At 71.4% G+C, this 12,496-nt stretch carries 12 protein-coding genes; 4 read left to right on the top strand and 8 right to left on the bottom strand.

The window, feature by feature from the left end; genetic code table 11:
* Positions 1 to 133: 133 nt before the first annotated feature.
* On the bottom strand, positions 134 to 1,399 hold the full coding sequence (locus tag ACZ5VC_RS06325; RefSeq protein WP_469118966.1) for a L,D-transpeptidase: 1,266 nt from the start codon (positions 1,397 to 1,399) through the stop codon (positions 134 to 136).
* Positions 1,400 to 1,622: 223 nt separating this feature from the next.
* On the bottom strand, positions 1,623 to 2,027 hold the full coding sequence (locus tag ACZ5VC_RS06320) for a hypothetical protein (protein ID WP_469118965.1): 405 nt from the start codon (positions 2,025 to 2,027) through the stop codon (positions 1,623 to 1,625).
* Positions 2,028 to 2,136: 109 nt separating this feature from the next.
* Between ACZ5VC_RS06320 and ACZ5VC_RS06315 the strand changes: the two genes are divergently transcribed.
* Positions 2,137 to 2,403 carry a hypothetical protein gene (locus tag ACZ5VC_RS06315; protein ID WP_469118964.1) on the top strand — a complete coding sequence of 89 codons (267 nt, stop codon included), beginning with the start codon at positions 2,137 to 2,139 and terminating at the stop codon, positions 2,401 to 2,403.
* Positions 2,404 to 2,495: 92 nt separating this feature from the next.
* Here the strand turns inward: ACZ5VC_RS06315 and hutH are convergent, their stop codons facing one another.
* From hutH to ACZ5VC_RS06290, 5 genes are all read right to left on the bottom strand, one after another.
* On the bottom strand, positions 2,496 to 4,037 hold the full coding sequence (hutH, locus tag ACZ5VC_RS06310; RefSeq protein WP_469119576.1) for a histidine ammonia-lyase: 1,542 nt from the start codon (positions 4,035 to 4,037) through the stop codon (positions 2,496 to 2,498).
* Between the two features lie 80 nt (positions 4,038 to 4,117).
* A complete protein-coding gene (locus ACZ5VC_RS06305; RefSeq protein WP_469118963.1) occupies positions 4,118 to 5,263 on the bottom strand; it encodes a GGDEF domain-containing protein in 1,146 nt (381 codons plus the stop codon).
* Between the two features lie 48 nt (positions 5,264 to 5,311).
* Positions 5,312 to 6,106, bottom strand: a complete 795-nt coding sequence (locus ACZ5VC_RS06300) for an enoyl-CoA hydratase/isomerase family protein (RefSeq protein ID WP_469118962.1) — start codon at positions 6,104 to 6,106, stop codon at positions 5,312 to 5,314.
* A 40-nt stretch (positions 6,107 to 6,146) separates the two neighbouring features.
* Entirely contained in the window at positions 6,147 to 7,286 is a 1,140-nt protein-coding gene (locus ACZ5VC_RS06295; protein WP_469118961.1) for an adenylate/guanylate cyclase domain-containing protein, read from the bottom strand.
* Between the two features lie 85 nt (positions 7,287 to 7,371).
* Positions 7,372 to 8,235 (bottom strand): biotin--[acetyl-CoA-carboxylase] ligase, encoded by an 864-nt coding sequence (locus ACZ5VC_RS06290; RefSeq protein ID WP_469118960.1) that lies wholly within the window; start codon positions 8,233 to 8,235, stop codon positions 7,372 to 7,374.
* Between the two features lie 110 nt (positions 8,236 to 8,345).
* Here ACZ5VC_RS06290 and ACZ5VC_RS06285 point away from each other — a divergent pair, with 110 nt between their 5' ends.
* Positions 8,346 to 9,947 (top strand): acyl-CoA carboxylase subunit beta, encoded by a 1,602-nt coding sequence (locus ACZ5VC_RS06285; RefSeq protein WP_469118959.1) that lies wholly within the window; start codon positions 8,346 to 8,348, stop codon positions 9,945 to 9,947.
* A gap of 9 nt (positions 9,948 to 9,956) precedes the next feature.
* Positions 9,957 to 10,163 (top strand): acyl-CoA carboxylase epsilon subunit, encoded by a 207-nt coding sequence (locus ACZ5VC_RS06280; protein ID WP_469118958.1) that lies wholly within the window; start codon positions 9,957 to 9,959, stop codon positions 10,161 to 10,163.
* A gap of 69 nt (positions 10,164 to 10,232) precedes the next feature.
* On the opposite strand, the gene ACZ5VC_RS06275 is transcribed toward ACZ5VC_RS06280, so the two are convergent.
* Entirely contained in the window at positions 10,233 to 11,582 is a 1,350-nt protein-coding gene (locus tag ACZ5VC_RS06275) for an MFS transporter (RefSeq protein ID WP_469119575.1), read from the bottom strand.
* Between the two features lie 168 nt (positions 11,583 to 11,750).
* Between ACZ5VC_RS06275 and ACZ5VC_RS06270 the strand changes: the two genes are divergently transcribed.
* Complete coding sequence (locus ACZ5VC_RS06270; RefSeq protein ID WP_469118957.1) at positions 11,751 to 12,377, top strand: TetR/AcrR family transcriptional regulator; 627 nt, start codon at positions 11,751 to 11,753, stop codon at positions 12,375 to 12,377.
* Positions 12,378 to 12,496: the final 119 nt, after the last annotated feature.

Below are 12,496 nucleotides of genomic sequence, written 5' to 3'. Positions count from 1 at the left end.
CTTCTCTCCCTCTCTCCCCCCCCCCCTCCTCCTCCCCCCCCCCCCCCCCCCCCCCCCCCCCCCCCCCCCCCCCCCCCCCCCCCCCCCCCCCCCCCCCCCCGCCGCGCGTGTCAGATCAGTGGGAACCGAGGCCTCAGACGGCCGAACCGGCCTTCCACTGTGCCCAGTCGAGGTTCCAGCCGTTGAGGCCGTTGTCCGGCTTGATCGTGGCGTCCTTGGAGTTCTTGACGATCACGACGTCGCCGACGATCGAGTTGTCGAACAGCCAGGCGGCCATCTGGTTCGGGTCGCCGGCGCCCTTGACGTCGTTCAGGCCCACGCAGCCGTGGCTGGTGTTGGCGCTGCCGAAGATCGAGTCCGGGCCCCAGTAGTTGCCGTGGATGAACGTGCCGGAGGTGGAGAGCCGCATGGCGTGCGGGACGTCCTTGATGTCGTACTCGCCCTTGCCGTCGTCGTCCGTGAAGCCGACGGTGGCGCCGTTCATCCGGGTCTCCTTGAACTTCTCGGAGATCACCATCTGACCGTTGTACGTCGGGTTCTCCGGGGAGCCGGCGGAGATCGGGATGGTCTTGATCGTCTTGCCGTCCTGGGTGACCGTCATGGTCTTGGTGGCGACGTCGACGGTGGAGACCTGGTTGCGGCCGATCTTGAAGGTGACCGTCTTCTGCTGGACACCGAAGACGCCCTTGGCGCCCTCGACGCCGTCCAGGTTCAGCTTCAGCGTGACCGTGGACCCCTCGACCCAGTACTGGTCGGGGCGGAAGTCCAGGCGCTGCTGGCCGAACCAGTGGCCGACGACCTCCTGACCGCTGCTGGAGGTGACCGAGATGGCGGACTGCACGGCCTTCTTGTCGGTGATCACCTTGTTGAAGTTGATCGAGACCGGCATGCCGACGCCGACGGTGGAGCCGCCCTCGGGGGTGTAGTTCCCGATGAAGCTGTTGGCCTTGGAGACGGTGGCGAAGGAGGAGTTCTCGTGGGCCTCGCGGCCCTCGGTGTCCTTCGCGGTGGCAGCGATCTTGTAGCTCGTGGCCCGCGCGAGCTGCTCGCTCGGCTTCCAGCTGGTGCCGTCAGCGGCCATCTCGCCCTTGACGGACTTGCCCTCGGCGTCGGTCAGGGTCACCTGGGTCAGCGTGCCCTCGGTGACGGTGACCTTGACGTCGTTGTTGATGCCCGTGTTGTCGGCGCCGTTCTTCGGCGTGATGACTATTCGGGCCTTCGAGGTCTCCTGCGCGGCGGCCTTGTCTATCTGCGCCTGTGACTTCTTCGAGCCTTCGGCGCTGCTGCCGCCCTTGTCGCCGTCACCACAGGCCGAGAGCACCAGCACTCCGCCGAGCAGTGCGGACGCGACCGTGAGGGCCCTGCGCCGCTTGCTGTCCGTCATCACACGCTTCTCCATGATCGCCGATTCCCTGCCAACTCTTCCTACAACACCCATAACAACCCGAGTGGTTCCTCATGTGTCCCGGATGTGGGGAACAACACTGACCGACGCACCACCCGAGGCGGCGGTTCCCGGTGTAAGGGGCCGGTAACGCACGGTGGCCGGAGGGAGGGGGCCCGGGACCCCGCCGATCAAGACGGTGGCGTCCCGGGGCCCCGGCGCAGGTCAGCGCGGTGCACTAGGGCCGCCCGAGGCCGCCGCCGGTTTCGCCGTCGCCGTCGTGGGGGCCGCCGTCGTCGCCGGTGTCGGCGTCGGTGGTGTCGTCCGTCTCACCATCTTCCTCGTCCAGGTCCCACTCCTGCGCATCGGGGTCGTACTCGATCTGCTCGCTGCTCCACGACGCCTGAACGAGCTCGACGCCGGGCACCTCGCTGACGAGGTCGAACGGCTCCACGAGATAGGCGAGAGCCTCCGCCTCGTCCTCGCGTACGGCGGACCGGGCGTGCGCGCGTTCGTCGTCCGGCATGTACTCGTCGTCGCCGATGCGGCCGAGGGCGGCTTCGGTGAGTGCTTCGGTGTCGTCGATCTCCAGTACCACTTCCACCCGAAGTCGTACATAACGTGATGTCTCAGAAGTGCTCATACGACGGAGCGTAGTTCTCGCTCCGGTCGCGACTTTCCTGCGACCCGCTGTGTTCATTAGCATCGGCGGACACGCCAATTCCCGGTTGCCGCAAAGGGGATCGAATTCTGTGTCCGCACGCCGACCGCTGCTGACCGCCACCGCCGCCGGAACGCTGCTCTGCGCGCTGTGGTTCGTCCCCTCGGCCAACGCCACGGACGAGGCCCAGCGTGAGCGACAGCCGCGAACGGTGGCCGAGGCGCAGGTGGAGGGCCTGAGACTGGCCGAGACCGGAAACGTGGACACGACTCCGTATCTGATCGGCGGGACGGCGTTCCTGGGCGTAGGGGCCGGGTTCGTGACGCTGGCCATGCGCCGGGCCGGACGACAGAGCTGAGAGCCGTACGCGAAAGGGCCGCCCGCGTGTCGCGGGCGGCCCTTCGTGCGTGGGGCGCGTCCAGAGGGTGTCGGACGCGTCTTCGCGTGGCGTCAGGCCAGCGGGCCGGTCACCGGCTCGACGGCGTCGAGCAGCTTCCCTTCCCGGACGAAGGCGTCGGCGGCCTCCAGGTCGGGGGCGAGGAAGCGGTCCGGGCCGGGGCCCTGAACGCCGGCCGCGCGGAGCGCCGCGATGGCGGCCTTGGTGGCCGGCGCGGGGGTCAGCCCGCGGCGCAGCTCGACGGCGCGGGTGGCGGCGTACAGCTCCACGGCGATGATCCGGTTGAGGTTGCCGATCGTCGTGCGCAGCTTGCGGGCGGCGGACCAGCCCATGGAGACGTGGTCCTCCTGCATCGCCGAGGACGGGATGGAGTCGGCGGAGGCCGGGACGGCGAGCCGCTTCATCTCGCTGACCAGGGCGGCCTGGGTGTACTGGGCGATCATCAGGCCCGAGTCGACGCCGGCGTCGTCCGCGAGGAAGGGCGGCAGGCCGTGGCTGCGGTTCTTGTCGAGCAGCCGGTCGGTGCGGCGCTCGGCGATGGAGCCGAGGTCGGCGGCGGCGATGGCCAGGAAGTCGAGGACGTAGGCGACCGGGGCGCCGTGGAAGTTGCCGTTGGACTCGACGCGGCCGTCGGGCAGCACGACGGGGTTGTCGACGGCGGAGGCCAGCTCGCGGTCGGCCACGAGGCGGGCGTGGGCCATGGTGTCGCGGCCGGCGCCGGCGACCTGCGGGGCGCAGCGCACGGAGTACGCGTCCTGGACGCGCGGGGCCTCTTCCTCCTGGAAGTGGCCGGTGAGACCGGAGCCCTCCAGCACGGCGAGCATGTTGGCGGCGGACGCGCCCTGGCCGGGGTGGGGGCGGATGGCGTGCAGCTCGGGCCGCAGGACCTTCTCGGTGCCGAGGAGCGCCTCCAGGGTGAGGGCGGCGGTGATGTCGGCGGACTTGTAGAGCTTCTCCAGGTCGGCCAGCGCCATGATCAGCATTCCGAGCATGCCGTCGGTGCCGTTGAGGAGGGCGAGGCCCTCCTTCTCGCGGAGCTCGACGGGCTCGATGCCGTGTTCGGCGAGGAGCTCACCGGCGGGGCGCAGGGTGCCGTCGGGGCCCTCCGCGTCGCCCTCGCCCATCAGGGTCAGCGCGCAGTGGCTGAGCGGCGCGAGGTCGCCGGAGCAGCCGAGGGAGCCGTACTCGTGGACGACGGGGGTGATCCCGGCGTTGAGGACGTCGGCCATGGTCTGCGCGACGGCGGGGCGGACGCCGGTGTGGCCGGACGCCACGGTCTTCAGCCGCAGGAACATCAGCGCGCGGACGACCTCACGCTCGACGCGCGGCCCCATGCCGGCGGCGTGCGAGCGGACGATGTTGCGCTGGAGCTGGGCGCGCAGCTCATGGCTGATGTGCCGGGAGGCGAGCGCCCCGAAGCCGGTCGAGACGCCGTACACCGGCTCGGGCTTGGCGGCGAGCGCGTCGACGATGGCCCGGGAGGCGGCGAGCGCGTCGACGGCCTCCCGCGAGAGCTCGATCCGGGCGCCGTGGCGGGCGACGGCGATGACGTCCTGTGCGGTGGTGCCGGACGTCCCGAGCACGACTGTGTGCATATCCATATTCAGCAGCGTACGGACTGAATCCCAACGTGTCACTAGTGCTCCGCGCCACGGACCCTTACGACCGCTCCGGCTCACATCTCCGGGGGCGGCGGCGCGTCACGGAAGGTGCGCCGGCGGTCACGGTGGGGCGGGGAGTCCGCCAGCCGGATGACCGCGCCGTCGCGGCCCGCAACGACGGGCTTCGCGGAGCGGGCCGCCTTCGCGCGGTACTGGGCCGCGTCCGCGAGGCGGAACAGACGGCGGGCCGAGTGGACCGGACCGATGGGATCGCCCGTCGAGGCGATCCCGCACGCCACGCCCTCGCCGTGCTCCAACTCCCCTGCTCTGACGCAGAGTTCGTCCGCCACTCGGACCACCTCGTCGGACGACGGACCCACCGACAGCAGACAGAACTCGTCCCCGCCGAGCCGGGCCGACAGAGCCCCCGGAAGCATCGCGCCGCACCGGGAGAGGACCGAACCGAACCGTTCCAGCAGCCGGTCGCCGACCGCGTGACCGAGGGTGTCATTGACCCGCTTCAGGCCGTTGAGGTCGCACACGACGAGGCTGACCACCGAGCCGTCGGCCCGGTAGCGCTCGATCGCCTCGTCGAGGCGGGTGTCGACGGCCCGACGGTTCGCGAGGCCCGTCAGCGGATCGGTGAAGGCCAGCCTGCGGACCTCCTCCAGCCGCTCGGCCTGTGCGATCCCGGCCGCCACCACCGACGCCAGGACGGTGGCGAAGTCCGCGTCCTTCCGGTCGAAGACCGGCTCGCCCGCCCTCCGGGCCACATAGAGCTCGCCCCACGCCCGCCCGTGCAGCACGATCGGCGCGACGACACAGCAGCCGCGGCCCCGGCGGCGCAGGGCCGCGACACGGTGATGGCTGTAGCCGTTCTCCCCGGCGGTGACATCGCCCTCCGCCGTCTCCACCCACGCGTCGGGCTCACCGCCCCCCGCCCACTGCTCGTGCAGAAACTCGGTGATCTCCGGAAACTGGTGCACCGGGTAGGTCTCGGAGTCGGGAAACTCCTCCTCCCCCGGCGCGCGTTCGCCCGCGTTGACCAGCACCTTGAGCCGTCCGAGCTGTCGCTCCCACACCGAGAGCGCCGCGAAACTGCCGCCCAGCGCGTCCCGGACCCCGAGCGCCGCGGCCCGCCAGAACTCTCGCGGGGTGTGCGCCGCCGCCGTCGCCTGCGCCAGCGCCACCACGGCCCTCAGCCGGACGTCCTCTCCCATTCCCTTAGCTTAGGGAGCTTTTGTCCGTTTTTACTCGTCAGCCCCTTCTCACTCGCCGGGCCACTGCGGCTTCCGCTTCTCGTTGAACGCCGCCACACCCTCGGCGCGGTCCCCGGAGAAGGCCACCGAACGCCAGGCCGCGTCCTCGACCTCCAGGCCGGCCCGCAGGTCGAGCCCGTGCCCCAGCCGCATGGCGCGCTTGGCCGCCCGCAGCCCCACCGGCGAGTTCGCCGCGATCCGGCCGGCCAGTTCGAGGGCCGCCGTCCGGGCGTCCTCGGCCAGCTGGTCCACCAGACCCAACTCCCGCGCCTCGGCCGCCTCGACCCGGCGCGCGGTGAAGACCAGCTCGGCCGCCCGGGCCGCACCGACCCGGCGCGGCAGCAGCTGCGTACCGCCGCCCCCCGGAATGACGCCCACCGAGACCTCGGGGAGTCCGACGACCGCCGTGGCGTCGGCCACGATCACATCGCAGGAGAGCGCCAGCTCGAAGCCGCCACCCAGAGCGAAGCCGTGGACCGCCGCGACGGTCGGCATCGGCAGCTCCAGAACGCCGGTGTACGCGGCGCGCGCGGTCGGCCGCTGGCGCACCAACTCCGCGTCGGAGAAGGAGTTGCGCTCCTTGAGGTCCGCGCCGACGCAGAAGGCACGCTCGCTCGACGAGGTGAGCACCGTGACCCGTACCGAGGAATCCGCGGCGAGCGCGTCGCACGCCGTGCCGATCGACCGGGCCATCTCGGAGGAGACCGCGTTCATCGCCTTGGGCCGGTCGAGCACCAGCTCCGCGACATGGCCGTCCCCATGGCGCCGGACGACGACGAATTCTCCGTACCGCTGCTCCGACATGACTCAGACCCTCCCGGTGAACGAGCTCGGTTAACGAGCGTTATCCGGGGATCTTAGGCTCCCGCCGCTTCAGCAGCCAGGGCTCCACGACACCCAGACCACGCACCGGCCGCTGCCACATCGGCTGGAGCGCGAAGCGGTACGACGGAGGCTCCTCGCCCTCCTTCTCCGCGCGCGCCGCCTCCTCCGCGACCTGCGCCTCCGACACCGGCGCCTCGCCCGTACGGGACAGCTCCTCGGCCAGCGCCCCGTCCACCAGGACCGCGTCCTTGGGCGCTATCGAGGTGAGCCTGCTCGCCAGGTTCACGGTGGTGCCGAAAACATCGCCCATCCGGGTCGTGACCGTGCCGAAGGCGATGCCGACCCGCAGGGCCGGCATCGTCTCGTCGTGGGAGAGCGTCTCGATGAGCCGCAGCGCGATCTCCGCCGCCGTGCCCGCGTCGTCCGCCGCGTAGAGGACCTCGTCGCCGAGGGTCTTGATGAGCCGGCCGCCGTGCGCGGCGACCAGGTCGGCGCAGGTGGTCTCGAACGCCTCGACCAGCTCGCCCAGTTCCTCCTCCTCCAGGCGGCGGGTGAGCCGGGTGAAGCCGACGAGGTCGGCGAAGCCGACGGCGAGACGCCGGTCGACCATCTCCTCGTCGTCGGCGGCCTGCACGACCCGGCCGGTCGCGGCGGCGAGCTGGCGCCGCCACACGTAGACGAGGAACTCCTCCAGCTCGGGCAGGAGCAGCTCGACCAGCGGATAGGTGACCTCGGTGCGGGTCATGCCCGGCTCCGGAGGCTCGGTCAGCCCCTCCAGGAAGGAGTCGATCTGCCATTCCGCCAGCCGGGCGGTGGTCTGTCCGGTGGACCGCGCCACCTGCACCGCCATCGGCTCGCTCAGCAGCCCCGCCTCGACGAGGCCGGCGAGGCGCCGCAGGGCGAGCACGTCCGCCTCGGTGAGCGCCTTGGCCTGGCCGATGTCGGCGAAGCCCATGGCCCGCCAGAAGCGCGAGGCCAGGTCCATGGAGACGCCGGCGGTGCGGGCGGCCTGGAACGGCGTGTAGCGGCGGTCGGCGCCGAGGATGAGCTGCTCCAGGCGGATCGCCAAGGGGTCGTCGCTCGGCTCGGCCGTGTGGTCGACAACATGGTGGGGGGTGGGGTACTCGGACCCGCCCGAATTCGTGTCGTCGACGGTCACCGGCCGCCTCCTGCCCGTTCCCTGCGCACTGCCCTGCCGATCTGTTGCTGGATCGCGGTCCACGATACGGCAGGTGTGCCGTAGCTCACGTCCCCGCGCCCTCCGCCGTCCGCAGATGGACGATGTCGCCGGCGCCGACCGCCTCCGTGCCGCCGCCCTCGGTCGCCACCACCAGACGTCCGTCGCCGTCGAGGGCGACCGCCTCGCCGACGAGGGTCCGCTCGCCCGGCAGCTCGGCCCGTACGGCCCGGCCCAGGGTCGCGCAGCCCGCCGCGTACGCCTCCTGGAGCCCGGAGGCCTCGGGGTCGCCGTCGACCGCGTTCCACGCCTCGTACCAGTGCTCGAGCGAGCGCAGGACGGCCCGCAGCAGGGTGTCGCGGTCGGTGGAGACGGCGTTCGCGAGGGCCAGGGAGCCCGCGCCGGGGACAGGGAGTTCGTCCTCCCGAAGGGTGACGTTGATGCCCATGCCGACGACGACGGAGTCCGCGCCGACCCGCTCGGCGAGGATGCCGCCGGCCTTGCGTTCCTCGCCGCCGACATTCACCAGCAGGTCGTTCGGCCACTTGAGGGAGAGGTCGGTGCCGGCGGCCTTCGCGAGGCCCGTCGCGGCGGCCACTCCGGTGAGCAGGGGGAGCCATCCCCAGCGGTCGACCGGGGCGTCCGGCTTCAGCAGGACGGAGACGAAGAGGCCCGAGCGGGCGGGCGCGGTCCAGCTGCGGTCGAGCCGGCCGCGCCCCTCGGTCTGCTCCTCGGCGACGAGGACGGCCCCGGGGCGCAGCTCCTGGGCGCGGGCGGCGAGGTCGGAATTGGTGGAGCCGGTCGAGGTCACGACGTCGAGGGAGCTCCACAGTCCGTCCGGCCGCACCAGCGCGTGGCGCAGCGCGGAGGCGTTCAACGGCGGCCTGTCGAGGTCGGACCAGCGGCTCTCGGGCGCATTCTGTGGCGTCATGCAAGCCAGCCTAGGTGTGGCAAACACCGCACTGCCGAACCGTATCCACGCCGATACGCTACGGGTCAGTAGCCAACGAACCCCGTGACCAGGCAGGGAGCCGCATCCCGATGTCCGAGCCGGCAATGCCCCAACAGATCGACATTCACACGACCGCGGGCAAGATCGCGGATCTGCAGCGCCGTATCCACGAGGCGACGCACGCCGGCTCCGAGCGTGCCGTCGAGAAGCAGCACGCGAAGGGCAAGCTGACCGCGCGCGAGCGGATCGACCTGCTCCTCGACGAGGGGTCGTTCGTCGAGCTCGACGAGTTCGCCCGGCACCGGTCGACCAACTTCGGCCTGGAGAAGAACCGCCCGTACGGAGACGGCGTCGTCACCGGCTACGGCACGGTGGACGGCCGCCCGGTCGCCGTTTTCTCGCAGGATTTCACGGTCTTCGGCGGTGCGCTGGGCGAGGTCTACGGCCAGAAGATCATCAAGGTGATGGACTTCGCGCTGAAGACCGGCTGCCCGGTCGTCGGGATCAACGACTCCGGCGGCGCCCGCATCCAGGAGGGCGTCATGGCCCTCGGCATGTACGGCGAGATCTTCCGCCGCAACACCCACGCGTCGGGTGTCATCCCGCAGATCTCGCTGGTCGTCGGGCCGTGCGCGGGTGGCGCGGTCTACTCCCCGGCGATCACCGACTTCACGGTGATGGTCGACCAGACCTCGCACATGTTCATCACCGGACCCGATGTCATCAAGACGGTGACGGGCGAGGACGTCGGCTTCGAGGAGCTGGGCGGCGCCCGGACGCACAACACCACCTCTGGTGTGGCGCATCACATGTCGGGTGACGAGAAGGACGCCATCGAGTACGTCAAGTCCCTTCTCTCCTACCTGCCGTCGAACAACCTCTCCGAGCCGCCGGCCTTCCCGGAGGAGGCGGACACCTCGGTCAGCGACGAGGACCGCGAGCTGGACACGCTGATCCCCGACTCCGCGAACCAGCCGTACGACATGCACACGGTCATCGAGCACGTGCTCGACGAGGGTGAATTCCTCGAGACCCAGGCGCTGTTCGCCCCCAACATCGTCACCGGCTTCGGCCGGGTCGAGGGCTTCCCGGTGGGCATCGTCGCCAACCAGCCGATGCAGTTCGCCGGCTGCCTGGACATCAACGCGTCCGAGAAGGCGGCGCGTTTCGTCCGCACCTGCGACGCCTTCAACATCCCGGTGCTGACCTTCGTGGACGTCCCCGGGTTCCTGCCCGGCGTCGACCAGGAGTACGGCGGCATCATCCGGCGCGGCGCCAAGCTGATCTACGCGTACGCCGAGGCGACGGTCCCGCTGATCACGGTGATCACCCGCAAGGCGTTCGGCGGCGCGTACGACGTCATGGGCTCCAAGCACCTGGGCGCCGACCTGAACCTGGCGTGGCCGACCGCGCAGATCGCGGTGATGGGCGCGCAGGGCGCGGTGAACATCCTGCACCGGCGGACCATCGCGGAGGCCGGCGGCCCCGAGGAGACCGAGGCGACCAGGGCGCGGCTGATCCAGGAGTACGAGGACACCCTCCTCAACCCGTACACGGCCGCCGAGCGCGGCTACGTCGACGCGGTGATCCTGCCGTCCGACACGCGCGCGCAGGTCGTGAAGGGCCTGCGTCAGCTGCGTACGAAGCGGGAAAGTCTGCCCCCGAAGAAGCACGGCAACATTCCCCTCTAAGGAGCCGTAGTGATCAAGGTCGTACGAGGAAATCCGACGCCGGAGGAGCTGGCCGCCGCATTGGCGGTGGTTCAGGCGCGGGCAGCGGCGTCCGTGTCGGCGGGGGCCGGCGCGCCGCCGGTGCCCGAGGAGTGGTCGGCTCCGGACCGGATCGCGCGCAGCACGCGGCCCCGGCCGGGACCGAGGTCGTGGGCGCGTTCCTACTGGCCCGTGTAGCGACGTGAGGAAGCCGGGCCCCGTGTGCGGGGGGCCCGGCTTCTTTCGCGTCTTCTCCTTGCCGCCCCGCTACCGGCGGGGCCGCAGGAAGAAGCCGGCGAGCAGCGCCCCGGCGAGGACCAGACCGGCGTTGACGAGGACGGCGAGGCCGATGCCGTCGAGGACCGCGCCGGAGGTGACGACGACGGCGCTCATGATCGGCGTGCCCATGGTGATGCCGATCTGCTGCGTCATGGTGGCCAGTCCGGTGGCCATGCCCTGCTCGGAGTCGGGCAGCCCCGAGGTCGCGGTGACCATGAAGCCGACGATGGCGAGCATGTTGCCGATGCCGCCGGCGAAGGTGGCGCCCAGCAGCAGCCACAGCCAGCCGCGGTCGTCGCCCAGGGCGTAGAGGGACACCGTGGCGACGGCCTGGAGGAGCCCTCCGGCGACGAGCGCGGCGCGGTTTCCGTACCGGCCGATGATCCGGGCCGCGTAGACCCCGCCCAGGATGGTGCCCGCGCCGAGGACGCCGAAGGAGAGACCGGCGGCGAGCGGCGAGAAGCCGAGGACCTGCTGGAGGTAGAGCGTCATCAGGAAGACCAGCGAGGTCTCGGTGACGAAGGCGATCAGCCCGGCGAGGTTGCCCCAGACGACGGTGCGGCGCTTGAGGATGCGTACGGGCACCAGGGGCGAGGCGGCCCGCTGCTCGACGTACCAGAAGGCGGCCAGCAGCGCCGCGCCGACGGCGAGGGAGGCGAGGGCCACGGGGTCGCCCCAGCCCTGCTCACCGGCGGCCGTGAGGCCGTAGACGAGGGCGAGGAGCCCGCCGGTGACGGCGACGGCGCCGGGGATGTCGAGCCGGGGCCGCTCGGCCGGCCGGTGTTCCCTGATGACGGCGGGTGCCACCACGACGACGGCGAGGGCGACCGGCACGTTGATGAAGAAGGCCCACCGCCAGGAGAGCAGGTCGGTGAGGACGCCGCCGAGAACGGCGCCGGTCGTGAAGCCGGCCGACATCAGCGCGCCGTTGAGCCCCAGCGCCTTGTCCCGCAGCGGCCCCTCGGGGAAGGAGGAGGTGAGCAGGGAGAGCCCGGCAGGGGTGACGGCGGCGGTGGCGAGGCCCTGGGCGACGCGGGCGATCATCAGCATCTCCGGGCCGGTGGCCAGCCCCCCGACGAGGGAGGAGATCCCGAGGAGTGCCATGCCTCCGAGGAAGAGCCTGCGGCGACCGACGATGTCGGCGATCCGGCCGAAGAGGAGGGTGAAGCCCGCGGCGGCGAGGGCGAAGGCGGTGGCGATCCACTGGAGGTTCGCGAGAGAGAAGCCGAGGCCCCGGCCGATCACCGGCAGCGCCACGTTCAGGATCGAGAAGTCGACGGCCAGCATGAACTGGGCGACGAGCAGCACCACGAGGACCAGCCGCATGCGCCCGTCCATGCGAGAGGCGTCCGCCCCTCCCCGCCGCCCCTCCCGTACGCCGGTGCCGGTGTCGGTGTCGACGACCGTCATGACCCCACCCCACTCTCCGCCCTAATGGGCTTCGCGTTCCGTTAAGATGAGAGGACGGTAGCAGAGTCCGAGCCTTAAATGGAACAGGAGTCCCGTTTGAACGCCGATCAGTCGACCCCGCCCGGCACCGTCCGCCCCGGCGGACGGACCGCCAAGGTCCGTGCCGCTGTACTCGAAGCCACCCAGGAAGCCCTCGCCACCCAGGGCTTCCACGCCCTGAACATGGATCAGATCGCGGCGGACGCGGGGGTCGGCAAGACGACCGTCTACCGGCGGTGGGGCTCCTCCGTGGGCCTGATCGCGGATCTGCTGCGGGACATGGCCGACCAGTCGCTGCCGTCCTCCGACACGGGCAGCCTCGAAGGCGATCTGACCGCCAACGCCGGACTCGTGCTCAAGACGCTGACCGACCCCCGGATGTCGGCCGTCTTCCGCGCCGTCATCGCGGCCGCCGCCTGCGACGAGGCGTGCGCGACGGCGCTGAACGGCTTCTACGCGACCCGCCTCGCCGAATGGGCCCCGGCCGTCACGCGCGCGATCGACCGCGGCGAGGTCCCGGCCGGCACCGACCCGCTCGAGGTCCTGCGCGCCGTCTCCGCGCCCCTCTACTACCGCTTCATGATCAGCCGCGAACCCCTGACGGAGGCGGACGCCCGGCGCGCCACGACGGCTGCCCTGACGGCGGCGAAGGCCGGTGTTCTCTCCACGGACACCACGCCGTAATTAGTCCGTTGGCACCCCGGGGGGGGGGGGGGGGGGGGGGGGGGGGGGGGGGGGGAGGGGGGGGGGGGGGGGGGGGGGGGGGGGGGTGGTGGTGAGAAAGGAGCACGCCAAAAAAGGAG

This window comes from Streptomyces sp. NPDC033174, from assembly GCF_055577795.1.
The sequence above is the reverse complement of the archived record's forward strand: the minus strand, read 5'-3'. Positions and strand labels throughout refer to the sequence as shown.

What these genes read in the sequence shown, in the direction of transcription:
- ACZ5VC_RS06325 (WP_469118966.1), bottom strand. Translation starts at nt 1,399, where the DNA reads ATGGAGAAGCGTGTGATGACGGACAGCAAGCGGCGCAGGGCCCTCACG.
- ACZ5VC_RS06320 (WP_469118965.1), bottom strand. Translation starts at nt 2,027, where the DNA reads ATGAGCACTTCTGAGACATCACGTTATGTACGACTTCGGGTGGAAGTG.
- hutH (WP_469119576.1), bottom strand. Translation starts at nt 4,037, where the DNA reads ATGCACACAGTCGTGCTCGGGACGTCCGGCACCACCGCACAGGACGTC.
- ACZ5VC_RS06305 (WP_469118963.1), bottom strand. Translation starts at nt 5,263, where the DNA reads ATGGGAGAGGACGTCCGGCTGAGGGCCGTGGTGGCGCTGGCGCAGGCG.
- ACZ5VC_RS06300 (WP_469118962.1), bottom strand. Translation starts at nt 6,106, where the DNA reads ATGTCGGAGCAGCGGTACGGAGAATTCGTCGTCGTCCGGCGCCATGGG.
- ACZ5VC_RS06290 (WP_469118960.1), bottom strand. Translation starts at nt 8,235, where the DNA reads ATGACGCCACAGAATGCGCCCGAGAGCCGCTGGTCCGACCTCGACAGG.
- ACZ5VC_RS06285 (WP_469118959.1), top strand. Translation starts at nt 8,346, where the DNA reads ATGTCCGAGCCGGCAATGCCCCAACAGATCGACATTCACACGACCGCG.
- ACZ5VC_RS06275 (WP_469119575.1), bottom strand. Translation starts at nt 11,582, where the DNA reads ATGGACGGGCGCATGCGGCTGGTCCTCGTGGTGCTGCTCGTCGCCCAG.